Origin of the sequence: Aeromonas sp. (genome assembly GCF_050252055.1) — a bacterium.
Taxonomy (GTDB): domain Bacteria; phylum Pseudomonadota; class Gammaproteobacteria; order Enterobacterales; family Aeromonadaceae; genus Aeromonas; species Aeromonas caviae.
In genome coordinates, this window is sequence record NZ_JBFWLQ010000007.1 from 226,586 (window position 1) to 248,173 (window position 21,588).

The 21,588-nt window shown below is 63.0% G+C and carries 28 protein-coding genes; 10 read left to right on the forward strand and 18 right to left on the reverse strand.

Features of this window, described 5'->3' with window-relative positions; all coding sequences use genetic code 11:
• Positions 1 to 290: 290 nt before the first annotated feature.
• From AB7E19_RS14455 to AB7E19_RS14465, 3 genes are all read right to left on the reverse strand, one after another.
• Positions 291 to 1,085, reverse strand: a complete 795-nt coding sequence (locus AB7E19_RS14455; protein ID WP_336582728.1) for a type II CAAX endopeptidase family protein — start codon at positions 1,083 to 1,085, stop codon at positions 291 to 293.
• 110 nt (positions 1,086 to 1,195) lie between these two features.
• On the reverse strand, positions 1,196 to 1,570 hold the full coding sequence (locus tag AB7E19_RS14460; protein WP_042864497.1) for a hypothetical protein: 375 nt from the start codon (positions 1,568 to 1,570) through the stop codon (positions 1,196 to 1,198).
• A gap of 147 nt (positions 1,571 to 1,717) precedes the next feature.
• Positions 1,718 to 1,969: a hypothetical protein gene (locus AB7E19_RS14465; RefSeq protein ID WP_039039818.1), complete on the reverse strand. Its 252-nt coding sequence runs from the start codon at positions 1,967 to 1,969 to the stop codon at positions 1,718 to 1,720.
• 247 nt (positions 1,970 to 2,216) lie between these two features.
• Here AB7E19_RS14465 and AB7E19_RS14470 point away from each other — a divergent pair, with 247 nt between their 5' ends.
• Entirely contained in the window at positions 2,217 to 2,540 is a 324-nt protein-coding gene (locus tag AB7E19_RS14470) for a hypothetical protein (protein WP_045523112.1), read from the forward strand.
• A gap of 84 nt (positions 2,541 to 2,624) precedes the next feature.
• On the opposite strand, the gene atcC is transcribed toward AB7E19_RS14470, so the two are convergent.
• The 4 genes from atcC to atcJ are packed head-to-tail and all read right to left on the reverse strand — an operon-like array spanning position 2,625 to position 5,169.
• The gene (gene atcC, locus AB7E19_RS14475) at positions 2,625 to 3,527 is read right to left on the reverse strand and encodes a cold adaptation protein AtcC (RefSeq protein WP_319873667.1); all 903 of its coding nucleotides are present in this window, start codon (positions 3,525 to 3,527) and stop codon (positions 2,625 to 2,627) included.
• Positions 3,528 to 3,538: 11 nt separating this feature from the next.
• Positions 3,539 to 4,306, reverse strand: a complete 768-nt coding sequence (gene atcB / locus AB7E19_RS14480; protein ID WP_010672787.1) for a cold adaptation protein AtcB — start codon at positions 4,304 to 4,306, stop codon at positions 3,539 to 3,541.
• 12 nt (positions 4,307 to 4,318) lie between these two features.
• Positions 4,319 to 4,861: a cold adaptation protein AtcA gene (atcA, locus tag AB7E19_RS14485; protein WP_128296340.1), complete on the reverse strand. Its 543-nt coding sequence runs from the start codon at positions 4,859 to 4,861 to the stop codon at positions 4,319 to 4,321.
• A 23-nt stretch (positions 4,862 to 4,884) separates the two neighbouring features.
• Positions 4,885 to 5,169 (reverse strand): cold adaptation protein ActJcold adaptation protein ActJ, encoded by a 285-nt coding sequence (gene atcJ / locus AB7E19_RS14490; protein ID WP_024943298.1) that lies wholly within the window; start codon positions 5,167 to 5,169, stop codon positions 4,885 to 4,887.
• A gap of 268 nt (positions 5,170 to 5,437) precedes the next feature.
• Between atcJ and AB7E19_RS14495 the strand changes: the two genes are divergently transcribed.
• Positions 5,438 to 5,848, forward strand: coding sequence for an EF-hand domain-containing protein (locus AB7E19_RS14495; protein WP_134996953.1), 411 nt, complete (start codon positions 5,438 to 5,440; stop codon positions 5,846 to 5,848).
• A gap of 77 nt (positions 5,849 to 5,925) precedes the next feature.
• Here the strand turns inward: AB7E19_RS14495 and AB7E19_RS14500 are convergent, their stop codons facing one another.
• From AB7E19_RS14500 to AB7E19_RS14515, 4 genes are read right to left on the reverse strand one after another with little or no spacing between them, the layout of a single operon-like run.
• Positions 5,926 to 6,450 carry a protein disulfide oxidoreductase gene (locus AB7E19_RS14500; protein ID WP_042014965.1) on the reverse strand — a complete coding sequence of 175 codons (525 nt, stop codon included), beginning with the start codon at positions 6,448 to 6,450 and terminating at the stop codon, positions 5,926 to 5,928.
• A 3-nt stretch (positions 6,451 to 6,453) separates the two neighbouring features.
• The gene (locus AB7E19_RS14505) at positions 6,454 to 7,194 is read right to left on the reverse strand and encodes a DsbA family protein (protein ID WP_010672791.1); all 741 of its coding nucleotides are present in this window, start codon (positions 7,192 to 7,194) and stop codon (positions 6,454 to 6,456) included.
• Between the two features lie 10 nt (positions 7,195 to 7,204).
• Positions 7,205 to 9,247 (reverse strand): protein-disulfide reductase DsbD family protein, encoded by a 2,043-nt coding sequence (locus AB7E19_RS14510; RefSeq protein ID WP_322130906.1) that lies wholly within the window; start codon positions 9,245 to 9,247, stop codon positions 7,205 to 7,207.
• 54 nt (positions 9,248 to 9,301) lie between these two features.
• Positions 9,302 to 9,682 (reverse strand): hypothetical protein, encoded by a 381-nt coding sequence (locus AB7E19_RS14515; RefSeq protein WP_045523195.1) that lies wholly within the window; start codon positions 9,680 to 9,682, stop codon positions 9,302 to 9,304.
• A 163-nt stretch (positions 9,683 to 9,845) separates the two neighbouring features.
• Between AB7E19_RS14515 and AB7E19_RS14520 the strand changes: the two genes are divergently transcribed.
• From AB7E19_RS14520 to pspG, 4 genes are all read left to right on the forward strand, one after another.
• Entirely contained in the window at positions 9,846 to 10,574 is a 729-nt protein-coding gene (locus AB7E19_RS14520; RefSeq protein WP_039039739.1) for a 1-acylglycerol-3-phosphate O-acyltransferase, read from the forward strand.
• 206 nt (positions 10,575 to 10,780) lie between these two features.
• A complete protein-coding gene (gene pspA / locus AB7E19_RS14525; protein ID WP_010672795.1) occupies positions 10,781 to 11,443 on the forward strand; it encodes a phage shock protein PspA in 663 nt (220 codons plus the stop codon).
• A 2-nt stretch (positions 11,444 to 11,445) separates the two neighbouring features.
• Positions 11,446 to 11,652, forward strand: a complete 207-nt coding sequence (locus tag AB7E19_RS14530) for a PspC domain-containing protein (RefSeq protein ID WP_010672796.1) — start codon at positions 11,446 to 11,448, stop codon at positions 11,650 to 11,652.
• Positions 11,653 to 11,699: 47 nt separating this feature from the next.
• On the forward strand, positions 11,700 to 11,918 hold the full coding sequence (gene pspG, locus AB7E19_RS14535; protein WP_010672797.1) for an envelope stress response protein PspG: 219 nt from the start codon (positions 11,700 to 11,702) through the stop codon (positions 11,916 to 11,918).
• A gap of 50 nt (positions 11,919 to 11,968) precedes the next feature.
• On the opposite strand, the gene AB7E19_RS14540 is transcribed toward pspG, so the two are convergent.
• Positions 11,969 to 12,304, reverse strand: coding sequence for a GIY-YIG nuclease family protein (locus AB7E19_RS14540; protein ID WP_052258822.1), 336 nt, complete (start codon positions 12,302 to 12,304; stop codon positions 11,969 to 11,971).
• Positions 12,301 to 13,194, reverse strand: coding sequence for an EamA family transporter RarD (gene rarD, locus AB7E19_RS14545; RefSeq protein ID WP_182956617.1), 894 nt, complete (start codon positions 13,192 to 13,194; stop codon positions 12,301 to 12,303). The genes AB7E19_RS14540 and rarD overlap by 4 nt, the downstream gene beginning before the upstream one ends.
• A 102-nt stretch (positions 13,195 to 13,296) precedes the next feature.
• Here rarD and AB7E19_RS14550 point away from each other — a divergent pair, with 102 nt between their 5' ends.
• Positions 13,297 to 13,887 (forward strand): uracil-DNA glycosylase family protein, encoded by a 591-nt coding sequence (locus AB7E19_RS14550; RefSeq protein WP_041214394.1) that lies wholly within the window; start codon positions 13,297 to 13,299, stop codon positions 13,885 to 13,887.
• Here the strand turns inward: AB7E19_RS14550 and AB7E19_RS14555 are convergent.
• Complete coding sequence (locus AB7E19_RS14555) at positions 13,884 to 14,741, reverse strand: DMT family transporter (protein ID WP_010672801.1); 858 nt, start codon at positions 14,739 to 14,741, stop codon at positions 13,884 to 13,886. The genes AB7E19_RS14550 and AB7E19_RS14555 overlap by 4 nt on opposite strands.
• A gap of 91 nt (positions 14,742 to 14,832) precedes the next feature.
• Here AB7E19_RS14555 and AB7E19_RS14560 point away from each other — a divergent pair, with 91 nt between their 5' ends.
• A complete protein-coding gene (locus AB7E19_RS14560; RefSeq protein WP_042014956.1) occupies positions 14,833 to 15,750 on the forward strand; it encodes a LysR substrate-binding domain-containing protein in 918 nt (305 codons plus the stop codon).
• Positions 15,751 to 15,854: 104 nt separating this feature from the next.
• Here the strand turns inward: AB7E19_RS14560 and znuB are convergent, their stop codons facing one another.
• Both znuB and znuC read right to left on the reverse strand, forming a co-directional pair.
• Complete coding sequence (znuB, locus tag AB7E19_RS14565; protein ID WP_010672803.1) at positions 15,855 to 16,634, reverse strand: zinc ABC transporter permease subunit ZnuB; 780 nt, start codon at positions 16,632 to 16,634, stop codon at positions 15,855 to 15,857.
• Between the two features lie 9 nt (positions 16,635 to 16,643).
• Complete coding sequence (gene znuC, locus AB7E19_RS14570; protein ID WP_322130907.1) at positions 16,644 to 17,408, reverse strand: zinc ABC transporter ATP-binding protein ZnuC; 765 nt, start codon at positions 17,406 to 17,408, stop codon at positions 16,644 to 16,646.
• Between the two features lie 94 nt (positions 17,409 to 17,502).
• Here znuC and znuA point away from each other — a divergent pair, with 94 nt between their 5' ends.
• The gene (znuA, locus tag AB7E19_RS14575; protein WP_322130908.1) at positions 17,503 to 18,441 is read left to right on the forward strand and encodes a zinc ABC transporter substrate-binding protein ZnuA; all 939 of its coding nucleotides are present in this window, start codon (positions 17,503 to 17,505) and stop codon (positions 18,439 to 18,441) included.
• Positions 18,442 to 18,517: 76 nt separating this feature from the next.
• Positions 18,518 to 19,192 carry a transglutaminase-like cysteine peptidase gene (locus tag AB7E19_RS14580; protein WP_041212317.1) on the forward strand — a complete coding sequence of 225 codons (675 nt, stop codon included), beginning with the start codon at positions 18,518 to 18,520 and terminating at the stop codon, positions 19,190 to 19,192.
• Here the strand turns inward: AB7E19_RS14580 and AB7E19_RS14585 are convergent.
• A complete protein-coding gene (locus AB7E19_RS14585) occupies positions 19,187 to 20,128 on the reverse strand; it encodes a TAXI family TRAP transporter solute-binding subunit (RefSeq protein ID WP_427935716.1) in 942 nt (313 codons plus the stop codon). The two genes, AB7E19_RS14580 and AB7E19_RS14585, sit on opposite strands and share 6 nt — an antisense overlap.
• The gene (locus AB7E19_RS14590) at positions 20,125 to 21,426 is read right to left on the reverse strand and encodes a LapD/MoxY N-terminal periplasmic domain-containing protein (RefSeq protein WP_427935718.1); all 1,302 of its coding nucleotides are present in this window, start codon (positions 21,424 to 21,426) and stop codon (positions 20,125 to 20,127) included. The genes AB7E19_RS14585 and AB7E19_RS14590 overlap by 4 nt, the downstream gene beginning before the upstream one ends.
• Positions 21,427 to 21,588: the final 162 nt, after the last annotated feature.

The following is a 21,588-nucleotide window of genomic DNA, read 5'->3' on the forward strand; positions in this document are numbered from 1 at the left end:
AATTGCCTCAAGGTGGTCGGTAATTTTATTTTTCGGCCCCCTCATCCCCGACCCTTCTCCCGCAAGGGGAGAAGGGAGAAGGGTCGCAGCAATTTTTAAATGGAGTGACAGCTATGGCTACAGGTTGGCAGGCGCTGATCCCCTCTCCCCTTGGGAGAGGGTCAGGGTGAGGGGAGGCCGTAGGTCTGATTAGCGAAGCGTAATCAGACGTTCGCGAAAACAGGCTGCCGCCATGCTGCGGGCACGCCTACGGCTCTCTCTATCCATGGCCAGCCTGTGTATTGCGTGCATCAGGTGCCTGTGTGGCTGCCAAGCAGCAGCATCAGGCTAAACAGCAGCCAGTCGTTGATGATGTGTGAGCCGGTCGATACCCAGATGTTTTTGGTGATGATGTAGCCACTGAGCAGCACGATGCGGGCCGTGCCGATCACCAGAAAACATTGCAGAAAATTCCAGTCATAAGTGGGCAGGTGCAGGGCTCCGAAGATAAGGGCAGTCGATAGCCAGGCGATGAGGATGGCGGACTTGCGGGTGAGGCCGAGCTTCTGGTGACAACACCAGAGGATGGCCAGAAAAGGCAGGATGGAGATCACCTCCTCGCCGAAGAGCTGGGGCGCCGTCTTGAGATAAAAGAGGATGCGCGCCGTATTGGACGCCTCTGCCAGCATGGCGTTGACCGGGTTTGCATTCAGCTGGAACAGGTGCTGCATGGTCATGGCAACGGCGATTGAGACCAGTATGTTGATGCCGGCAATCGCCAGCATCAAGAGACAATCCCGCCGCGTCGGCGTTCGAAACAGTGAGCGCCACCCTGTTCCCGCCACCATGGCGAGCACGGCCAGAGGAATGAGAGGAAACAGGAGGGCGGGCACAAAGCCCCCTGAGGTGGTCTTGAAAAAGTCGATGGGGGCGGAGAGTGCCGCAAACCCCAGGATGACCCCCAGCAGGATGAGTGCCCAGCCACGGGCAGACGGGGTGTGAGGATCCTGGTGATAGAGGGGGAAATCCCCGGCGCTCTTGCGCTCGAGCCCAAGGCGCTCACTGTCATTCAATACCGGCATTGCTGTAGGTTGATGCTCACCCATGGTGATCCTCGAGATGTCTATCCGTTGCTGTGCAGACAACCCTACACCAGAAAGGGGGGAAAGGGGCGCCGCTGGCTACAACACGCCAGGGGAATGGCACCGCCGCCAATTCAGTTGTCGAAGTTCCACTCGATGGGCAGCTCAAGATCGAAAACAAGCTGATCCCCGTCGAGGGTGAAGGCCACGCTGGTCTGGTGCTGGTCGTATTCGTCGATAAGGCGGCAGCTCTCGGAAAAGTTGGATTCGTAGCCGAGGCGGGCAGTGCCGCCGGTGCGAGCCTCGTCGAGTTCCACCCCCAGCACCCGCAGGGGATCCTTCTGGCTGAGCTTGACCCGGCTGTCGCCCACATCCACCAGCCGCTCCAGCAGGGGGAAGAAGTCCTGCTTGTTGGCCTCGATGGCCCGGGCGATGGCCTGCTCCAGCTCGGTGGCGCTGGCAAGGGCGGGATCCAGCGTATAGCGGGTCTGGATACTTTCCTGAGTCATATAGTGCTCCTTGGGGCAATGAACCTGCGTCGGCCATCAGCACGATAGGCGGTGAACAAGGTGTGCCTAGCCATTAAATAAGGTGGTGATTCATTCTGGTGGATAAACCATCACAAAAAACCGATGAAGGCAGCATATTGCTTTTCGTCAGGCGGGAATGCGGCCATTGCGCACCAGGGCCCGGCGGATATTTTTGCACATCTTGCCGAAGCGGTTGAGCTCGTCGAAGCTGGGCGGGATGCCGCGATCGATCTGATATTGCCAGTAGCAGAGGTCCGTATCCACCAGCTCCATCAGCTTCTTGGGGCAGCCGATGCAGGTGTTGTCCGGCCCGCATTTGAAGGTATCCGGTTGGTAGAGCGGAAATTCCGCCTTCACGGCGTCGATGATCTGCTGCATGGCGGTCATGCGGTCCGGCTTTCTGCTCACGGTCTGGCTCCCCGGCGGCTTGTATGGGGGAGTCATTATATCCCTGACAAAATGTGGGCCAATGACGCTTAGGAGGTAGTCCGACTTGCGTGCAAGCCACTGCGCCCCGGATCCTGCGCCTGCTTCCCCCCTGGTGGTCTCTTTTGTCAGGCGCCGTTTCGGGTCATGATGAAAGCCCCGAACGAACCACTTTTTGACTGACCCCTCTGGAGGTGCGATGAGACCCTGTGCCCTGCTGTTGCTTTTTCCCCTGGTGTGCCAGGCCGAGGCCAGCCCGAGTGAACCCGTGCAGGAAGGTACCCTGGCCAATCAGCAGTTGATCCGGGATGCCATGGTGGGGGTCGCATCCTGGGTGGCCACCAAGGGGTGTGACGCGCCGGAGCGCTTCGTGCCCGTGGTGTTGCAACTTCCCGAGGGGGAGCCGGGCAGTCGCCACTGGCAGGAGCGCTGGACGGTGACGGGCTGTGGCAACGACTATCCCGTGGTGATCGATTTTCGGGAGACCGGGATGCAGAGCGCCATGTGGACCATTGCCCGATAGGGTCGGCGCGCCATCTGCGAGCTGCAAAGATGACAACGCCCGGCAAGCCGGGCGTTGGAACAGCGTGAAGGGGAAAGCCCGTCATCAGAAGTCGTGGTAGAGGGGCCAGCCGAGCAGGGGGTGGCGGATCCCGGCGCGCATCTCCATGTTGTCGAGCTTCTCCGGCGAGGCGTCCTCTTTTTGCAACTGCTGGTACTGGCGCACAAAGCCGAGGGTGTGGAGGAGGTTGGGCACAAAGCCCGGGCTCAGCTCCTGACGCAGGGCTGCGGCCATGTCGGCGGGCAACGCGCTCAGCATCAGGGTGAGCTGGGCGGAGAGGTAGTCGGTGTCGTACCAGCCCTCGTCGAGCTCAATTTCCCGCGCCAGCTTGCGCTTGAGATCCTGCTTCACCTTGAGCGGGGCGGCGCCACTGCCCTTGCCGCAGAGGATGCGGTAGAGCAGCGCTTCGGCCAGCTTGTCCTCCATGGTGGGGTGGTCGCTCTCGCAGGCGAAGAAGTGCTGGTCGATGAGCTCCATCAGGCGGCTCTTGTTGTGCTCGGTCAGCGCCTTCTCGTACTCCTGCCACCCTTGCCACTCCTCCACATCGGGGGGGCTCGAGATCTTGTCCAAGAGCCGCGCATCCACGTCACCGTAGAGGCTGTTGCCAGCCTGCTTGGGGCTGACGGTGATGAGCATGGACCAGCCCTTCTGGAACGGCTTGATGGGGCCTTCCGGCGCCTGCAACAGGGCCAGGGCCTTGGCCGGATCCCGTTGGGATAGCTCCTGCAGACCGAGGCTCACCACGCCGATGACGTCGTGGGCCGCCTGCTCCAGCAGGTGCATCTTGTACTTGTTGTAGTACTTGTCGGCGAATTTGAGGCTCATCAGCACCGCCTTGCCCTTGATGGCGGCGAGCTGCTGCTGACTCAAGAGTTCGTTGTCGCGGCCAAAGCGCAGCACCTGGGTCAGAAAGGGGCCCTGGTTGGCATCGCGAATGACTAACTGCATGAATGGGCTCCTTAATCCAGAAAGCTGAACATGTCGTCGACGTCACCGTACTCGTCTTCCTCGACCTTGTTCTTCTCTTTGGCCTGCATCACCAGCTCGGCGGCAAACTTGTTGATGATGCCGTCCCAGGTGGAGTGCTCGTTGCGCAGCAGCGACTTGATGGATTTTTCCACCTCGGGGGCCAGCTCGCGAATGAGCATCAAGAGGCTGCGGGGGTCATCCAGCGCGTAGTCGTGGCTGTCTTCGGCCTGCTGGCGCTCGCTGTAGCGCAGGGACTCTTCGAGATCTTCCTCTTCGGCGTGCAGCACGTCGCGATAGCCTTCGTCCTCTTCATAGCGATCGCCGCGATAGAACTCGATAAAGGGGATGGCGAGATAGAAGAGGCCGGCCGGATCTTCGGCCACGCACTCGAGGATCTCCCGCTGCTTGGCTTCGCTCTCCTGGGTGCGGATCAAGTAGTTGAGGAAGTCGAAGGTGTGCTGTTGCAGCTCGTCGGCGTTGTTCTTGATCGCCTCTTCCCAGTAGAGGGGCTGCTGGCAGACGATGTCGCGGATCCGCTCCGGGGTCATCAGCTCGGAGATGATGGAGGGGAAGGAGATGTCGTGCTGGCCGTTGATCTGGGTCAGGGTAACGATATCAATGTTTTCAATCACTTCTGCCAGCTGGTCGTCAGACATGGTCTTGGCGATCAGCTCGAACTTCTCGCTGGCCTGCTTCGGCTCGATGACGGCCAGCTCTTTGATCTCGATGGCGGTAATTTCTATCAGACTGTTGCTCATGCCTTGCCCCAATTAGAAACGGACTTCGTCGTACATATCCTGATCGCCGTCGTCATCACCATAACGGTCACTGCCGCCGTGGTAGTCGGCGTCGGCATCTTCCCCGTCTTCCTCTTCTTCGTCCCGCAACTCATAGTCGTCATCACCGCGGTGGCTGCCGCGGGGCAGCGGGTTGTCCAGGAGGAACAGCACGGCGCAGGCCTCCATCAGCTGATCTTCGCTCTGTGCCCGCACCGCCTTGACCAGCGGCAGGATGGCGTTGTTGAAGCCGACGCTCACCTTGAACTCGTCCCAGGAGGGCTGCTCGCCGCTGGCGAGCCACTTGTTCCACTGCGACTTGGCCTTGGGCGGGAACTGCACCCGGCCATAGAGGGCAAGCGGCAAGTATTCGGGCATGAACTCCAGCATGCTCATGTCGGCCAGCAGCAGGGCCTTCATCTGGTCGGTGAACTGCTCGAGCCCCTTGGGGTCATCCTGATCCCGGTAGGATTCGATGTTCTCGCTGGCATCGCTTTGCAGGGCCTTGAGCCGTGCCTGGTCCCATTTTTTTTGCATAGTCGCTCTTCTTGCCTGGTGGCTCAGGGGTAGAACTGGTCCCACATCTCCTGCATGGCAGCAGCGGGATCGGTCACGATGACGTTGTTGAAATCCTTGATAAAGGCGGCCCGCTGTTTCGGATCGGACAGCACTTCATAAGCCTGCTTTACCTGGTGCAGCCGGGCGGCTGCCTGCTCTTTCTCTTCTTCGCTCGCCCCGTGCAGCTTGTCGGGGTGGTACTGGTTCGACAGCCGTCGATAGGCTTTTTTGATGTCGTTTTCACTGGCGTTGGACTTGACGCCCAACACCCGGAAGTAGTTGTTCATGACGGATCCTGCCTCACTGGCATCGTGGAATTGACCCTGCGCTGGCCTGGCGGCGGGGTTCTTGGCAAACCAGGCTCGGCAAAAACCGGAGATTTTAACGGAAAGCCGGCGCCTCTGCCATGAAAGTGCGGTCTTTCTGTACGAAAAGAGCGGGCGGTGCGAGATGGCGGCGGGACTACACTGGCAGAGGGGGGCGGCAGGCCCCGGCGTTGCCCGGCCCCCTCTTGTCCGAACCATCCGGATTCTGCCGTCACAAGGAGTCATCGCCATGGTCAAGTCCGCGTTTTTCGTGCTCGCGCTGGCAGGCAGTGCCGCCTCTGCCAGCGACATATTGCCCACCTCGCCGCTGATGGGGGATGTCACCAGGGCCCAGTTCATGGAGCGCGCCGCCCAGCGCTTCGCCTTGCAGGACAAAAACGGTGACGGCGTGCTGTCGGTTGCCGAGAAAGAGGCCAACCTGGCAAAGCTGGCTGGCGTGATGCAGCAGGCAGGCAAGCCGGTCCCGGAGCGGATGAGCCAGCTCAAGCCGTCGCGGGAGACCACCAGGGCCCAGTTCATGGCGCGGCAGGAGGCGCTCTTCTCTCGCCTGGACAAGAACGGTGACGGGGTGATCGGGGAGTCTGAGCGTCTCGACATCAAGGCCAATCTGGAGAAGCGGGCGATGGAGGCCGCCCAATAGGGCGGGTTGTCAGCCCTCTGATGAAAAAGAGCCCGGTAGCGATACCGGGCTCTTTGCATCTCTGGCATGAAGGGGGGCTACCAGCTTGCCCAGAGCAGCCGCAACCTGAGCCCCCAGGCGCTGCTCCAGCCGGTGGTGCTGCTCACCAGAGCCCCATCCTTGATGACGAGGAAGGTCGGCGTCACCCCCACCTGCCAGCGGGCGGCCAGATCCCCGGACTCGTCGTTGTGGGTGGGGAAGGTCAGCCCCTTCTTCGCCATCCCGGCGCGCAACGGTTCATCGCTGCCGGAGCGCAGGGCCACCGTCAGCACATTTTCGCCCTCCTGCCAGAGCTGTTCCACCGTGGGAGTGGTGAAGCGGCACACCCCGCACCAGCTGGCCCAGTAGTAGACCAGCAGGGGCTTGCCGCGGCTCTGCTCGGCCAGAGTGGTGGTGGTGCCGTCCTGCAGGGTGAAGGGGGCCTCCATGGCCCCCGCCGGCAGGGTGGGGCTGCGCCACAGATCCACCAGGGTGGTGATGACGAGCGCCATCAGCAGCAGCCAGAGCGCCTCCTTGCCCCAGCGGCGCCAGCGGGGGGCCTTTATGCCTGCATCCTCGGCCATGGCTTAGCTCCGCTTGGCCAGCTCGGCTTTGACCAGCTGCTCCAGCTCGTCATAGGGAATGGCGCCCGGCACCAGCTGGTTGCCGATAAGGGTCGCCGGGGTGCCTTGCACGCCGAGCAGGGTGCCGATGCGCAGGCTGTTGCGCAGCTCTTCGGTGGCCTTGCCTGCGGGCTTGAGGGTCAGGTTGTCGGTGGCGGCCAGCGCCTTGTTGATGTCCGTCTCGGTCAGCATCCCCTGCTTGCTCATGAGCTTGTCGTGCAGGGGGAGGAAGCGGGCAGGATCCTGTTGCCACAGGGTCAGGCTGTACTGGGCTGCCTTGGCGGAGGTCTGTCCCTTGAACGGCAGCAGCTTGATCACCAGCCCCAGATCGTCCGGATAGGCCGCGAGCAGCTTGGCGACCGCCGGGTCGAACTGCTTGCAGTAGGGGCAGTTGTAGTCGGTGAACAGCACCAGGGTCAGCTTGGGATGCTTGGCGCCGAGGCGCGGGCTGGTGGGGCTGTTGAACAGCACGTCCTGGTTGCCCTTGATGAAGTCACCCATCTGGGCTTGCTGGGTCGCGGCGTTCTGTTTCTCCCAGGATTCGGCTGCCTCGTCGAGGATCCCGGGGTTGGCGATCAGGGTCTCGCGAATGAGCTCCTTGATGCGGGCCTCCTGCTCCGGGGTGAAGGGGGCGGCGTGCAGGGTGGGGGTGCCTAGGGTGGCGGCGACCAGGGCGGTGCAGAGGGTCAGGGTTCGCAGTCTCATGGCATTCTCCTTAGAAATGGGTGGCATCGGCCTGAACGAGGCCGGCCTTGTGCAAGCTGTCGAGCAAGTCGGCCTTGTCCAGCAGGGGAGAGAGGACCTCCCCTTCCGGCAGGCCGGGCCCGTAGATCTGGTTGAAGGGAACGGCGGCTGCGCCACGCTGGCGCAGGAAGGCGGAGATGGCATCGCTCGGCCGGCTCCAGTCGCCGCGAAGGGCCACCACGTCCGGGGCCGACAGGGCGCGCTGCACCTCGTCACGCAGCAGCACGTTGTATTTGTTGGCCTTGCAGGTGACGCACCAGTTGGCGGTCACATCCACGAAGACCCGCTTGTTCTGGGCCAGGGCGTCGGCGATGGCCTGTTCGGAGAGCGGCTGCCAGGCGATGCGATCGACGCTGCCACCCCCTTTCACCGTGAGGGCGCCCCCCAGCAGCAGGGCGCCGCCGATGAGTGCCGAGAGAGAGAGGGCCAGGGTGAAACCGCGCAGGCCATAGCGCCAGAGGATGCCCATCAGCAGCACCAGCACCATGGCGGCCATCAGCCAGCCGGTGGCCGTGCTGCCCAGATGGTTGTCAAGCAGGCTCGCCAGCCAGAGGCTGGAGCCCAGCATCATCAGCCCGAGCAGGATGCGCAGTCGCCCCATCCAGCTCCCCGGTTTGGGCAGCCAGAGGGCGAGACGCGGCAGGGCCGCCACCAGCAGCCAGGGCAGGCTCATGCCAAGGCCGAGGGCCGTGAAGATGAGCCAGAGCTGGCCGAGCGGCGCCGCCAGGGCAAAGGCCACCGCGGTGCCGAGGAAGGGGGCGGAGCAGGGAGTGGCCAGCAGGGTGGCGAAACTCCCCTGCAGGAAGTGGCCACCGAGCCCCTTGCCGCCGCGGGTGGCGAGGCGAGTGTTGAGATCGCTGGGCAGCCTTATCTCGAACAGCCCCAGCAGGTTGGCGCAAAACAGCAGGGTCACCGCCACCATGAAGCCGATGAAACCGGCGCTCTGGAACTGGATCCCCCAGCCGACCGCCCCTTGTGTGGCGCGCAGCAGGCTGCTCATGGCCGCCAGCACCCAGAAGGAGGTGATTATCCCGGCGCTGGCGGCGAGGAACTGTTTGCGCACGCCTCCTTGTTCGCTCTCTTGCTGCTGCAGCACGGTGCCGAGTTTCAGGGCCAGCACCGGCAGCACGCAGGGCATCAGGTTGAGGATGAGACCGCCGAGCAGCGCCGCCCCCAGCAGCCAGAGAAGTGGCTGCTCGGGGGCCGGCAGGGCGAGGGGATCGGCGATGGTGGCGCGGGTCTGCCAGGCCTGCTCGCCGCTACCGAGCAGCAGGCCGAGGGATTGGCCGCGCAAGTCAGGGGCATCCCCCTGCCAGCCGTCGCTGACCGGCACCCGGGCGATCAGGGTGGTGCCGCTTACCTCGAGCGCGGGCTTGCCGAACTCGGCCCCCTCCAGCGCATCGATGAAGAGCGCAGGCTCCTGCCACCCCTCGACCCGCTCGGCCCGCAGTTGCAGCTGGTTGTGCTGGTAGCCGAGCTCGACCCGGGTGTCGGCAGGCAGCGCCTGTGGCAGGGTGCTCATGGCCCGGGCCCAGGCGAAGTCGAAGCCAGCCGGCGCTTGCCCATCTGCCGCCAGGGTGAAGGGGTAGTCGGTCAGGATGCAGACATTGCTGCAGGTGGAGAGGCGCAAGGTGCCCTTGAGCGGCTGCCCGGCCGGGTAGCCCAGGCTCAGGGGGAAGTGTACCTGCTCCTGATAGCCCTGGGTGCTGAGCCCGGCCACCTCGAAGGGACGCGGCGTGGGCCAGTGCCACTGGAAGTCGCCGACCGGCTCATCCCACAGGATCTGGGGCGCTATGCCCCCTTCACCCGGGCTGTGCCAGTAGGTCTTCCAGCCTGACTCTAGCTGGACATCGAGCAGGATGCGGGTCTGATCCGGGACGCTGCGGTCGGCTTGCAGCCTGACCTTGGCGTGACTGTTCTGGGGGCGGGTGAGCCACCCCGTATCGCTGGCCAATCCGCTGGATTGCCACAGCAGGCTGCCCAGTAGCAGGGCCGCCTTGAAGAGATTCGACATGTGTTGGGTCTCGCAAAAAATGAGTGACAGCAGGCTGAAAAAGCGCGGCTGAACTCATTCCCGCCAGACGCAGAGGGTGAGGTGCAGTCGCCGCTCCGGCGGCGAGACATTGATGGGGGGAGGCAGTGCCGGTGCGCGCCGTGACAGGGGCACCAGCAGGGCAATCACGAAGGCGATGGCGAAGAAGAGTTGCTCCACGCACAGCAGACTGGCGGCGCTCAGCCACTTGCCGTTGAGCTGGCAGCTATTGGGCTGCACACTGGCGGGCGTGCTCTTGTCGGCCTGGTCGTCGGCCGAGGCGAACTGGGGCTGGGTCTGGCAACTCACGGCGTGATCGAGCAGGGCGAGGCGGGCCAGCGGCTGGGCCGCGCAATTGAGCACCAGCAGGCAGACCAGCAGCAGGAGTCGTGTCGCCGCGCGTTGTTGCAAAATCATGCTCGCCCCGTTCATCAAGATGGCCACATCCTAGCGGGCAATGGCGGGTGGGGCAAGCCGGGGTGGCCGGTGGCGTCCGGGGCTGGTCGGTTCTGTCTGGCGAACGCTTGTTCGCTAAAAGGGGGACCAGTATACTGCGCCGAGTCAAATTCCGAGGTGTTCGATGCTCAAACTTGCCCGTGTGCTGCTGCTGGCACTGCTGCTCGTCTTCTGGTTCCTGTTCGGCCTGTTGCTTTGTCTGGTGCGCCCGCGCCACCCGAACAACGTCTATGTCTTCGCCCGCATGTATCATGCGGTCTGCCCGCTGATCGGCCTCAAGGTCCGGGTGACGGTGGCCGACGAGGTCAAATCGGTGGGGCCGGCGGTCTATGTCTGCAATCACCAGAGCAACTACGACATCTTCACCGTGACCGGCGCCGTGCAGCCCGGCGTGGTGGCGGTGGGCAAGAAGAGCCTGTTGTGGCTCCCCTTCTTCGGCCTCATCTTCTGGCTCTCCGGCAACGTGCTGATCGACCGCTCCAACCGCTCCCGCGCCATCGGCACCATCGGCCAGGTGGTGGATCGCATCAAGCATCGCGGCACCTCCATCTGGATGTTCCCGGAGGGGACCCGCTCCCAGGGGCGTGGTCTGCTGCCGTTCAAGGCGGGGGCCTTCCACACTGCCGTCCAGGCCGAGGTGCCCGTGGTGCCCATCGTCTGCTCCAGCTACTTCGGTCAGGTCGATCTCAACCGCTGGGACAACGGCGAGGTGCTGCTGGAGGTGATGGCCCCGGTGTGCAGCAAGGAGCACGGCGCCGCCGGCATCCGCGAGCTCTCCGACACCTGCCGGGAGAAGATGGAAGCCAAGCTGGCGGAGCTGGATGGCAAGCTTGGCCATCGGCCGGCGGCCTGAGCCCGGTTGCAGAGAAGAGAGGGAGCCGCTGGCTCCCTTTTTTATTGGTGAAAATCACCATCTTGTTGGTTTTTTTCACCACGCTGTATCCGGTGAACATCCATCGTTAACTTTCATCTAATTGTAAATAAAGGAAAAAACATTCTGGCACGGCTCTTGTAATGTCATGGGAAGAGAGTGACACCCCATCAACAAGGAGCCAGACCATGAGCGTATTCAGCCGCCTGACCGACGTGATCAATGCCAACCTGCACAGCCTGCTCGACAAGAGCGAAGAGCCGGAGAAGATGCTGCGGCTGATGATCGAGGAGATGGAGCAGGTCCAGGTCGAGATGAGAACCCAGGCCGCCCGCGTCATCGCCGAACAGAAACAGCTGGAGCGCCATCAGCAGGCGCTGCGCAACCAGATCCAGGAGTGGGCAGCCAAGGCTGAACTCGCCATCCAGAAGGGCCGCGAAGATCTGGCCCGTGCCGCCCTCACCGAGAAGCTGGCGGAGATGAAGCAGTGCGAGCGGCTGGAAGAGGACAAGGCGCGGGTGGCCGAGGTGCTGGCTCAGCTCACCGCCGACAGCGAGCGACTGGCGGCCAAGCTGACCGAGGCGCGGGAGAAGCAGAAGATGCTGACCCTGCGCGAGCAGACCGCCCACAGCCGCATCCGCGCCCGTGCCCAGGTGGACAACCAGCGCATGCACGAGCTGGTGGCCCGCTTCGACGGCTTTCAGAACCGGGTCGATCAGCTGGAGGCCCAGCTGGAGGCTGCGACCCTGGGGCAGAATCCGTCCCTCGAGGCCCAGTTCCGCGAGCTGGAGCTGAACGACGAGATTGAGCGGGAACTGGCCCGGCTCAAGGGTCAGAAGGTGGAGGCATAACCATGACACCCTGGCCCAAGGATCTCGCCCATCGCAAGCTGACCGGGGTCTGCGCCGGTCTTGCCAGAGGGCTGGGGGTGTCCAGAGTGACGGTGCGGGTGGTGGCCCTGCTCGCCCTGATCCTGATGCCGCCGCTGGCCCTGGCGCTCTATCTGGTGGGGGTGCTCGTCATGCCTCCCCGCCGTGAACTTCAACGCTGGCTGGGGTGATCTCCGGATCGCCCCGTCGGCAAGTGCAAGCCCGTGAGGAGCACAACATGCTGGAATTTATCGTCTTGATCCTGGTGCTGATCGGCATGGCGCTGACCGGATTCACCGTGCTGGCCATGCTGCTGGTGAGCGGGGTCTTCGTGCTGTTTGGCGCCCTGGCCGGCATGTTTGCCCTCATCATCAAGCTGGCGCCCTGGTTGCTGGTGGTGCTGGTGGTGTGCTGGCTACTCAGCAACAGGCGCAAGCAGTCGAACACCTACCGTTAAGCCTCCCTGATTTCGCATCCTTCCTTGGCCACTGCTTGCAGTGGCCCTTTTTATGGGGGCGACACAGGGTCGGTGTGCGGGGTGGCAAGCCAGGAAAGGCGCCAGCCGTGCCACAGCGCCGGCTCGTGCACCAGGCGCTCCTTGAACGCCTTGCTCTGCTGCTTGAGGCGGTACTCGAGGCGCAGCGCCTCGCGTTTGCCGGGGACCTCCTGCTGCCATACCAGGGAGAGGGGGCCCTTGCCGCGCAGGGCTCTGGCCCCCTTGCCGCTCTGGTGCTGACGCAGTCGCCGCTCGGGATCCGTGCTGATCCCCGCATAGAGTGCCCCGGTGCCGGTGCGCACCAGATAGACAAACCAGCGGGAGGGAGTGGGGGTGGCGAGGGTCACGAGGTGCGCCACCTGGCCCGCTGGCGCCCAAGCCGGTGCAGGGGCAGCAGGCTCACCAGCAGGCCGGCCCAGACGAAGGCAAAGCCCACGGATTTCACCGGATCCGGGATCTCGCCAAACCAGAAGAGGGCGAGCAGGAAGGCGAGGCTCGGCTCTATGTATTGCAGCAGCCCCACCGTGCTCATGGGCGTGCGCGCCACCGCATAGCAGAACAGCCCCACCGGCAGCAGGGTGGCGGGGGCACTGCCCATCAGCAGCAGTCGCTCGGTCCAGTCACCGGCCATAAACTGGCTGGTGCCCTGCAAGGTCAGCCAGCCGATGATGAGAAGGGCGACGGGCAACTGCACCAGGGACTCCAGATAGAGGCTGGTTCCGGCGTCCAGTCTCACCTTTTTCTTGATGAGGCCGTAGAGGGCGAAGTTGGCCCCCATCACGAGGGAGAACCAGGGCAGCTGGCCGTAGGAGAAGAGCATATAGGCGAGCCCCGCCAGGGCGAGCGCCACCGCCAGGTGTTTTTGCGGGGTGAGCTTCTCTTTGAGGAAGAGCACCGCAAAAGCGATGTTGAACAGCGGGGTCATGAAGAAGGCGAGGCTGGTGGCCAGCACCTGGCCCGTGGTCAGGCACCAGGTGAACATGCACCAGCTGATGGACATCACGGGGCCTGCCAGCAGCACAAGGCCGAGCTGCCGGGGATCGCCGCGCAGGGCCCCCCAGGGCACCCGATGGCCGAGGAGCAGAAGCAGGCCTCCCAGCAGCACCACGGACCAGAGCACCCGGTGGGAGAGCAGTTCCCACATGTTGATCTCGGGCATGAACTGGTAATAGAGGGGCAGCATGCCCCACAGCACGAATGAGAGGGCCGCGCTGCCGGTGCCCATCCAGTTCTTCATCTCTCTCCGTTTATTAAACTAAACAATGGCGGCTGCATGATAAGTATCCGCCGCTCCTTTCACAAGCGGGAGCGGGGAGAAAACTCTGGTACTATCGGGCCCATGAACCGACTCGATCCCCTGTTTGAACAGATCCGGGCCTGCCGCCTGTGCGAGGCCCACCTGCCGCTCGGCCCAAGGCCGGTGATCCGCGGCAACGAGCGCGCCCGTCTGCTCATCATCGGCCAGGCCCCCGGCACCCGGGTACACGCCAGCGGCATCCCCTGGGACGATCCCTCCGGCGATCGCCTGCGCTTGTGGCTCGGGGTGGACAAGGCCACCTTTTACGATGAATCCCGCATCGCCATCATGCCCATGGGGCTCTGTTACCCCGGCAGGGGCAAGTCGGGGGATCTGCCGCCGCGCCCGGAATGTGCTCCCACCTGGCACGACAAGGTACTGATGCTGCTGCCCAACATCGAGCTGACCCTGCTCATCGGCCAGTATGCGCAGGCTTACTACCTGAGGGCGGCGGCGAAAGGATCGCTCACCGAGACGGTGCGACACTGGGCGGACTATGGCCCGGCCTGGTTGCCGCTGCCGCACCCGTCCCCGCGCAATACCCTCTGGCTCAGGAAGAACCCCTGGTTCGAGCAGGGGGTGATCCCCCATCTGCAGCAGAGGGTCGCCCCCCTGCTTGACCCGGCAGGCTAGAGCGCCGGCTCGGCCTGGGGCTTGGGCTTGCTGCGGGCCATGGCGACCAGCGGCAGTATGATGCACAGGCACCCCAGCAGCAGCGGCAGCCCCGGCTGTTCGTCAAACAGCCAGACCCCGATGGCGACCGCCATCAGTAGCCCGGTGTACTCCGCCGAGGCGATCTTGCTCGCCTCCGCCTTGCGATAGGCCATCACGCACAATCCTGCATAGACCATGATGAGCGCCGAGGAGCCGAAGGCGGGCCACCACATCTGCCATTGCCACTCGCCCCCTTCCCACCAGGCCAGCGCCAGGATGAAGGGCATGCTCAGCACATTGGTGAAAAACAGGGTCTGGGCGATGGGCTGCTGGAGCGGGATGCGCTTGATCAGCAGGTTGTTGACCGCCAGGGAGAGCGCCACCCCGAGCGCCGCCAGGGCGGCCCAGTTTACCTCGGTCGGGCGCAGCACGATGAGCACTCCGACGAAGCCGAGCAGCGCCGTCAGCACCTTCTGGCGCGAGAGTGCCTCCCCCGCCAGCCAGACCGCGAGCGGCACCATCAGCAGCGGGGCGGCATAGAAGAGGGCGTTGGCGGTGGCGAGCGGCAGCCGGGTGAGGGCGACCACCATCAGGCAGACACCGACGGCCCAGATATGGGCTCGCAGCAGGTGCCACTTGAGGGCTACCGGCGGGTTGCGCCGCCAGGACCAGAGCAGCCAGGGGGCGAGCAGCAGGGCTGCGGAGAGCTGGCGGAAAAAGACAAACTGGAAAATGGGCTGGTCCGGCTCCAGCACCTTGACCAGGGCATCGGAGAAGACCGCCACCATGTTGCCGAGCACCAGATAGAGGATGCCTATCCCGACTGCATTCATACCACCTCCAGATTCAGATGAGGGGAGGGTAGCCCGCGGCCTGTTATCCAGTAAAATGATAAAAAATCATCAAGCATGAGAAATTTGGATAATGAAGCTGCCCCCCCTGCGCGCCGTTCAATATTTCGAGGTGGTTGCCCGCCTGCTGAGTTTTTCCCGCGCCGCCCTGGAGCTCAATGTCAGCCAGAGTGCGGTCAGTCACCAGATCCGTCTGCTGGAGGATTTTCTGGGGGAGCGGCTGCTGCTGCGCCAGGGGCGGCTGCTCTCCCTGACGCCCCAGGGGGAGATCTATTTCGAGGGGATCGCCGCCGGGCTGGTCCAGATTGCCCAGAGCAGCGAGCAGTTGCGCGGTGGAGGCGAGATGCGGGTGCGGCTCGCGGTCTACAGCTCCTTTGCGGTGAAGTGGCTGATCCCGCGCCTGGCCGGGCTGCGCCAGCTCTATCCCGAGCTGGATCTCAGCCTGGAGATGGTGGCGGAAGATCCCGAGCTCTCCGACAGGGTGGCGGACGGTTTCATCACCGTCTCCCCCGAAGGGCCGGGCTACATGCACGATCTGCTCTATCGGGAGCGGCTGATGCCGGTGTGCAGTCGCCGGATGTGGCAGCAGGTGGAAGGGGAGTGGCCCGCCACCCTGTGGCAGTTGCCGCTGCTCTCCATCCAGGCTATCTACCGAGAGAAGGGGGAAGATTGGCGGCGCTGGGCCGAAATGGGGGGGCTGACCATTCCCCCCGAGGCGAGGGTGCACCATTTCAGCCATATCCTGCTCGCGCTGGAGGCGGCGAACTGGGACCAGGGAATGGCGCTCATCAATGACTACATGTTGCAGCCGGAAGATCCGCGTCTGGTGCGGCTGCCCCTGCACGCCCTCGAGACCGGCGACAACTTCTATTTCGTCTTCAAGCGCTCGCGCGCCCATGAACCCGCCATCAGCCGGTTGCGTCAGTGGCTGTGGCAGGAGTCGCAGGCGAGCCTGAGACCCGGGGAAAACGAGCCTCTCAGGCGCGTCTGAACGGGCTGGGGGCCCTATGCAGAATGGACGACGCAGCCCACGATGGATGGGTCTGCTTCGGAAGGCCTGATGGCACTGGCGAGACCAGGGCCATCAGGAGCGGGTCAGGTGCGCTTGAACTGGCTCAGTACAAAGAGGGTGGTGGCGCAGACTACGACCGAGGGACCGGCCGGGGTGTCCTGATACCAGGAGAGGGCAAGGCCCCCCAGCACGGCGAGACAGCCTGTCAGGGCGGCAAAGCCGGCCATCTGCTCCGGAGTCTGGCTGAAGCGGCGGGCGGTGGCGGCGGGAATGATCAGCAAGGAGGTGATGATGAGCGCCCCGACGAACTTCATGGCCACGGCGATGACCAGGCCTATCAGCAGCATCAGCACGCAGCGCAGCACATCCACCCGCACCCCTTCCACCCGGGCCAGCTCTTCCGAGATGGTCATGGAGAGCAGGGGATCCCAGAGCCGCCACAGGGTGAGCAGCACCAGGGCGCCGCCGCCGTAGATCCAGAGCAGGTCCATGGGCTGCACCGAGAGCAGGTCGCCAAACAGGTAGGCCATCAGATCCACCCGCACGTTGTCCATGAAGCTCAGGGTGACCAGACCCAGCGACAGGGCGCTGTGGGCCAGAATGCCGAGCAGGGTGTCGGTGGCCACCTGCTGGTTGCGGCTCATGATGACCAGCAGCATGGCCATGGCGAGGCAGCAGACCACGACCGCCAGGGTGAGGTCCACCTGCAGCAGGATGCCGAGGGCGATGCCGAAGAGGCAGGCATGGGAGAGGGTGTCGCCAAAATAGGCCATCTTGCGCCACACCACGAAGCTGCCAAGCGGCCCGGCCAGCAGGGCGATGCCGAGTCCGGCCGCAAGGGCGTATAACAGAAAGCTGTCCACGTGAAGATCCTAGTTGTTGCGAGAGGGCAGGCGGATGACGGGAGCCTGCGGTTCATGATGATGGTGTTCGCCATCGCAGTGGTGATGGTGGGTATAGACCGCCAGCACCTCCCGCTCCGGCCGCCCGAACAGGCGGGCAAATTCCGGGTGGCGGGCCACGCTCTGTGGCTCGCCGTGGCAGCAGACGTGGCGATTGAGGCAGATCACCTCGTGAGTGCTGGCCATCACCAGGTGCAGATCGTGGGAGACCATCAGCACGGCGCAGTGGAACTCGGCGGCCAGCTGGCTGATGAGGGCATAGAGCTCGATCTGTCCCGTGATATCTACCCCTTGCACCGGTTCGTCCAGCACCAGCAGCTCGGGTTTGACCAGCAGGGCGCGGGCCAGCAGCACCCGCTGCATCTCGCCACCGGAGAGCTTTTGCATCCGGTTGTCCAGCAGATCCTGCGCACCGACCCGATTGAGCGCCTCCTCGATGGAGAGGCGGCTGTTCTTGCCAAGTTGCAGGAAGCGGCGCACCGTCAGGGGGAGGGTGGGGTCCAGATAGAGGCGCTGGGGTACATAGCCGACTCGCAGATCGCGGCGGCGGAGGATGTCCCCCGAATCTGGGCTGAGCAAGCCCAGCACCAGCTTGCTCAGGGTGCTCTTGCCCGCCCCGTTGGGGCCGACCAGGGTGGTGATTTTGCCTTTGTTCAGGGTAAAGGAGACCTTGTCGAGCACGAGTCGTCCGTCAAATGAGAGACAGACCTCTTTCAGCTCCACCAGTTGGGTCATGACAGCTCCGGGGTTTACAGCCTGTGAGAGTTATAATATAACAGCGACGTTGGTTTGTTATATTATCACACACACACACCCTGACGAGACCTCTATGCGAATTCTTGCTCTGATCACTGCCCTGATGGCGGTGAGTCTGCCTGTCCGTGCCCTCGAGGTGCTGACCACCATCAAACCCCTGGGCTTCATCGCGGCGGCGATCACCGATGGTGTGAGCGAGCCCGGGGTGCTGCTGCCCACCGGCGCGTCGCCCCACGATTTTTCCCTGCGCCCTTCCGACATGCGCAACATCAAGGAGGCCGATCTGGTGGTGTGGGTCGGTCCCGAGCTGGAAGGCTTCATGGCCAAACCCCTGGCCCAGCATCCTCATGTATTGACCCTGACCCAGGTTCCCGGCATGCCGCTGTACAACTATGCGACCCAGGGGGAACATGACGAGCATCACCATGATGACAAGGAGCATGACCATGCCGCCCACGACCACGGCTCGCACGACGAGGGCCATGAAGGGCACCACCACGAAGGGGTGGATCCCCACATCTGGCTGGGTCCAACCCAGGCCAAGGTGATTGCCAAGGCGATCGCGACCGAACTGGGCAAGCTGGATCCTGCCAACCAGGCGCGCTATGCCGCCAATCTCGCGGCCTTCGAGGGCAAGGTTGACGCCCTGGACAAGGTGATCGCCGTGCAGATGAAGGCGGTGGATCAGAAGGGCTACTTCGTGTTCCACGAAGCCTATGGATACTGGGAGCGTCACTACGGCATGAGCTCCAAGGGACACTTCACCGTGAGCCCGGAGCGTCGCCCGGGAGCCAAGACGCTGATTGACATCCGCAAGGCGCTGGAAGAGAAAAAGGCGAGCTGCATCTACGCCGAGCCGCAGTTCTCCCCGGCGGTGATCGAGTCGGTTGCCCGCAATACCGGGGCCAAGGTGCTGCTGCTGGACGAAGTCGGCGAGCAGGTGCCGCTCGGTCCGGACGGTTATCCGCAATTCATGCAGCAGTTGGCGGACGCCTTCGCCCAGTGCCGCTAAGCCTTGCCCAACATTGACGATAGAGGCGACGCGGCCAACTATACTGACCTCCAGCATCTGATATGGAGTGTCAGTCATGAAATGGTTGCTCGTCTCTGCCTGCACGCTGACCCTGCTGGGATCCGGCATACAGGCATCCGGTCTTTCCGAACACATCGCCAGCCCGGAACTCAGGGCAAAAATGCAGGCGGTCTATGGCGCCAGAGCGATCCAGCGGTCCGAGGCCTTCTCTCGTCTGCTGACGCCAAGGGCCGGAACGACGGACCAGCAGAAGCTGGAGCTGGTGAACAACTACTTCAACAACCTGACCTACAGCGAGGATCCCAGACTGTGGGGGGATGATGATTATTGGGCCAATCCGCTGGAGTTCATCGGGGCGAGAGGCGGGGATTGCGAGGACTACAGCATCGCCAAGTACTACACCCTGATGGAGCTGGGGGTCGACGAGAAGAAGCTGCGGCTGGCCTATGTGAAGGCAATTCGTTACAACCAGTTCCACATGGTGACGTTGTACTTCCCGACCATCAAGTCAGATCCCCTGGTGCTGGACAACATCAATGGCCGCATCCTGCCGGGGAGCAAGCGCAATGATCTGCAGCCGGTTTACAGTTTCGATGCCAAAAGCATCTGGATCATGAAATCCCGCCGCGAGGGAACCCTGGCGGGGAGTGCCGATCGCCTGGCCCAGTGGACCTCGATGCAGAGCCGGTTCTCCAGCGAGCATCTGCGCTCCCCCCGTCGCCAGCTATAACTTGCCCGCCGCCTTCAACTCCTCGAAATATTTTCCCGCGCCCGGATGCTGTTCGACACTCAGCACCGGGCCTATCTTGTTGCGCGCCTTGTGAAACAGGTTCGCATAGCCATAGGTCTGTTCGTTGAAACTGGTTTGCTGGCTCAGCATGGCCCGGGTCAGCCGATAGACCTCGTCATCGGGAGTGGCGGCATTGGTCACCAGGGTGGCGGCGATGGCGAAGGTGGGGGTTGCCTTGAGGTTGCCCGGGTAGATGCGTGCCGGCACCTGGCTGCGCTGGTAATACCTGACCCCTTTGAGCAGCTGGTCCCTTACGGGCCCCTCGATCGCCAGGAAGCTCACGGCGCAGCGCTTGGCGGTGTCCAGCACGATGCGGTTGGGATGACCCATGACAAGGCCATAGGCATCGATCTGTTTATTGCACAACGCTTCGGAGAGATTGGCGACGCTCTTCAAATCGAGATCCTGCTCCTTTGCGCCCAGAACATTGAACAGGGCCAATGCCGTTTGACGAGTCCCTGAACTCTTCAGGCCCATGTCGATGGGGGCCAGCTTGAGCTGCTCCAGGGTGGTGATATCCCCATCGGCTCGCACCACTATGGTGAAAGGTTCGGCGTGGGTGGCAAAGAGCGCCCTCAGCTCGGGTTGTGGCTGGGCAGCGAAAGGCCCGGTGCCCTGGCTGGCCTGATAGAGCCAGTCGGACTGGACGAGCGCATAGGGTACCTCTCCCGTTTTCAGCTGGCGGAGATTTTCGATGGACCCGGAGCTGGCCTGTAGTTTGCAGGGCATCGTGGGGTCACTTTTTTTGGCCAGTCTGCAGAACTCCTTGATGACCAGGTAATAGATGCCTTGCTCCCCCCCTGTGCCTATGGTCATGGTGGTCGCGTGCAGGGTCGGTTGCCACAGCAGGGCGAGCAGCAGCAGCGGGATCCTCATGATGCATTCTCCTGAGTGGCATAACCATCGATGCCCCAACTGCGCAGCATGTCCACATCGCTTACGTCGCCGGCTTCCGCCAGCAAGGTGTAGCCGGAAGCATGGAGGCATTGGGAGAGCAGGTTCCAATAAAGGGGGGACTGGGTGAGCTGGCAACTGATGAAGACGGGTCTGATGGGGTCGAGCCTGGCCAGATTGTCGTTGTTCATCGGGATGTTGCTGAATGCCAGCTCAATCCCCTGGGACTGGAGTGCGGTCAGTCGTTCCTCGGCCAGAGGGGGGAAGATCGCCAGGTCCCAGCGCCAGTCCAGCGTCTTGCCACGAGCGCTGGTCAGCACGGGGGCAAACTGCGCCCAGTCTGGGTGGCCGAGCAGGCTGAGAGGCAGCTGAAGTCCTTCCGCCTTCTGAGTCAGCCAGTCGTTGAGCAGCCTCCGAATTTCATCCGGCGAACTGTCCGTGGTGGGGGGGTGCTTGGGTAGCAGGCGGCTGTAGAGCCTGATACTCCCCTGAGTGGAGAAGAAATGCTGCTGATAGGTGTTGCCATCGGTGTCGACCAGCCCAACGAGCTTCTGGTGGGTCGGGAGAGCGTCGTGCTTGCCAAGCTGGGTGATCTTGAGCCGCTGTTGCAGCAGGTCCCGCTTGCGTTCAGAGACCAGCTGGTTGATGGAGACAACGACTTCCTGCAATTCGCGAAGCCACGGGGTTGGCAGGTTGCCGCTGAACTGGCGTTTGCGGATCCGGGTCAGCTGCAGACTGACCTGTTCGAGGGGGCGCAGCAGGCGGCGGCACACCCAGGTGATCACCAGGCTGAATACCAGCAGGCCGGCGAGCAGCGCAAGTCCGGTACGACTAATGGCGTTCCACAGATGCTGGTAGGCGTAACCCTTGTGTCCCTCGAGCGTGAGGGTACCGAGAATGCGCCAGCCGTCGGTCAACTCCTGCTCAATCTTGACCGGTGGCATGTCGATAACTGAGGGGAGCCAGCCTGGAACATTTTGCTGTGCGGTGTGGAACACCTTCTGGAACAGCACCTGGCCATCCGGATCCAGCAGAACGACGGAGTTGACGAAGCCTCCGTCGAACATGGCGTTCACTATGGTCTCGGCAAGGACCTTGTCATCGTTGAGTAGAGTGCCCTGCAGCACCAGCCCCAGTGCGGTGATGGCGGTTTCAAGGTTGGCCGACATCTGGTCGAGAATAGACTGTCGTACCGTCGTGATCTCCAGCACGAGCAGCAGCGCGGCGCCGATGGTGAAGAGGATTAGGATGATTACATTTAACAATTTTGCCAATGACATACCCACTCCATGGAGATGTTTTTGCAACATTTTCTGGGCCGGAGAGCACCACAACCGGACTTGGTTCTTAAAAATAGAAAAAAATGGCTGAAAATGACGATCATTTCTGCCCATGCTGGAAGGTTATGCATAAAATGTGAGTTTCGTGCATGGAGCTATGAA

What these genes read in the sequence shown, in the direction of transcription:
- rarD (WP_182956617.1), bottom strand. Translation starts at nt 13,194, where the DNA reads ATGAAGAACTGGATGGGCACCGGCAGCGCGGCCCTCTCATTCGTGCTG.
- AB7E19_RS14550 (WP_041214394.1), top strand. Translation starts at nt 13,297, where the DNA reads ATGAACCGACTCGATCCCCTGTTTGAACAGATCCGGGCCTGCCGCCTG.
- AB7E19_RS14500 (WP_042014965.1), bottom strand. Translation starts at nt 6,450, where the DNA reads ATGGCCGAGGATGCAGGCATAAAGGCCCCCCGCTGGCGCCGCTGGGGC.
- AB7E19_RS14585 (WP_427935716.1), bottom strand. Translation starts at nt 20,128, where the DNA reads ATGAGGATCCCGCTGCTGCTGCTCGCCCTGCTGTGGCAACCGACCCTG.
- pspA (WP_010672795.1), top strand. Translation starts at nt 10,781, where the DNA reads ATGAGCGTATTCAGCCGCCTGACCGACGTGATCAATGCCAACCTGCAC.
- AB7E19_RS14460 (WP_042864497.1), bottom strand. Translation starts at nt 1,570, where the DNA reads ATGACTCAGGAAAGTATCCAGACCCGCTATACGCTGGATCCCGCCCTT.
- znuA (WP_322130908.1), top strand. Translation starts at nt 17,503, where the DNA reads ATGCGAATTCTTGCTCTGATCACTGCCCTGATGGCGGTGAGTCTGCCT.
- AB7E19_RS14455 (WP_336582728.1), bottom strand. Translation starts at nt 1,085, where the DNA reads ATGGGTGAGCATCAACCTACAGCAATGCCGGTATTGAATGACAGTGAG.
- AB7E19_RS14470 (WP_045523112.1), top strand. Translation starts at nt 2,217, where the DNA reads ATGAGACCCTGTGCCCTGCTGTTGCTTTTTCCCCTGGTGTGCCAGGCC.
- AB7E19_RS14590 (WP_427935718.1), bottom strand. Translation starts at nt 21,426, where the DNA reads ATGTCATTGGCAAAATTGTTAAATGTAATCATCCTAATCCTCTTCACC.
- AB7E19_RS14555 (WP_010672801.1), bottom strand. Translation starts at nt 14,741, where the DNA reads ATGAATGCAGTCGGGATAGGCATCCTCTATCTGGTGCTCGGCAACATG.
- AB7E19_RS14505 (WP_010672791.1), bottom strand. Translation starts at nt 7,194, where the DNA reads ATGAGACTGCGAACCCTGACCCTCTGCACCGCCCTGGTCGCCGCCACC.
- pspG (WP_010672797.1), top strand. Translation starts at nt 11,700, where the DNA reads ATGCTGGAATTTATCGTCTTGATCCTGGTGCTGATCGGCATGGCGCTG.
- AB7E19_RS14530 (WP_010672796.1), top strand. Translation starts at nt 11,446, where the DNA reads ATGACACCCTGGCCCAAGGATCTCGCCCATCGCAAGCTGACCGGGGTC.
- AB7E19_RS14510 (WP_322130906.1), bottom strand. Translation starts at nt 9,247, where the DNA reads ATGTCGAATCTCTTCAAGGCGGCCCTGCTACTGGGCAGCCTGCTGTGG.
- AB7E19_RS14465 (WP_039039818.1), bottom strand. Translation starts at nt 1,969, where the DNA reads ATGCAGCAGATCATCGACGCCGTGAAGGCGGAATTTCCGCTCTACCAA.
- atcJ (WP_024943298.1), bottom strand. Translation starts at nt 5,169, where the DNA reads ATGAACAACTACTTCCGGGTGTTGGGCGTCAAGTCCAACGCCAGTGAA.
- AB7E19_RS14520 (WP_039039739.1), top strand. Translation starts at nt 9,846, where the DNA reads ATGCTCAAACTTGCCCGTGTGCTGCTGCTGGCACTGCTGCTCGTCTTC.
- atcB (WP_010672787.1), bottom strand. Translation starts at nt 4,306, where the DNA reads ATGAGCAACAGTCTGATAGAAATTACCGCCATCGAGATCAAAGAGCTG.
- AB7E19_RS14495 (WP_134996953.1), top strand. Translation starts at nt 5,438, where the DNA reads ATGGTCAAGTCCGCGTTTTTCGTGCTCGCGCTGGCAGGCAGTGCCGCC.
- znuC (WP_322130907.1), bottom strand. Translation starts at nt 17,408, where the DNA reads ATGACCCAACTGGTGGAGCTGAAAGAGGTCTGTCTCTCATTTGACGGA.
- atcA (WP_128296340.1), bottom strand. Translation starts at nt 4,861, where the DNA reads ATGCAAAAAAAATGGGACCAGGCACGGCTCAAGGCCCTGCAAAGCGAT.
- AB7E19_RS14560 (WP_042014956.1), top strand. Translation starts at nt 14,833, where the DNA reads ATGAAGCTGCCCCCCCTGCGCGCCGTTCAATATTTCGAGGTGGTTGCC.
- atcC (WP_319873667.1), bottom strand. Translation starts at nt 3,527, where the DNA reads ATGCAGTTAGTCATTCGCGATGCCAACCAGGGCCCCTTTCTGACCCAG.
- AB7E19_RS14515 (WP_045523195.1), bottom strand. Translation starts at nt 9,682, where the DNA reads ATGATTTTGCAACAACGCGCGGCGACACGACTCCTGCTGCTGGTCTGC.
- AB7E19_RS14580 (WP_041212317.1), top strand. Translation starts at nt 18,518, where the DNA reads ATGAAATGGTTGCTCGTCTCTGCCTGCACGCTGACCCTGCTGGGATCC.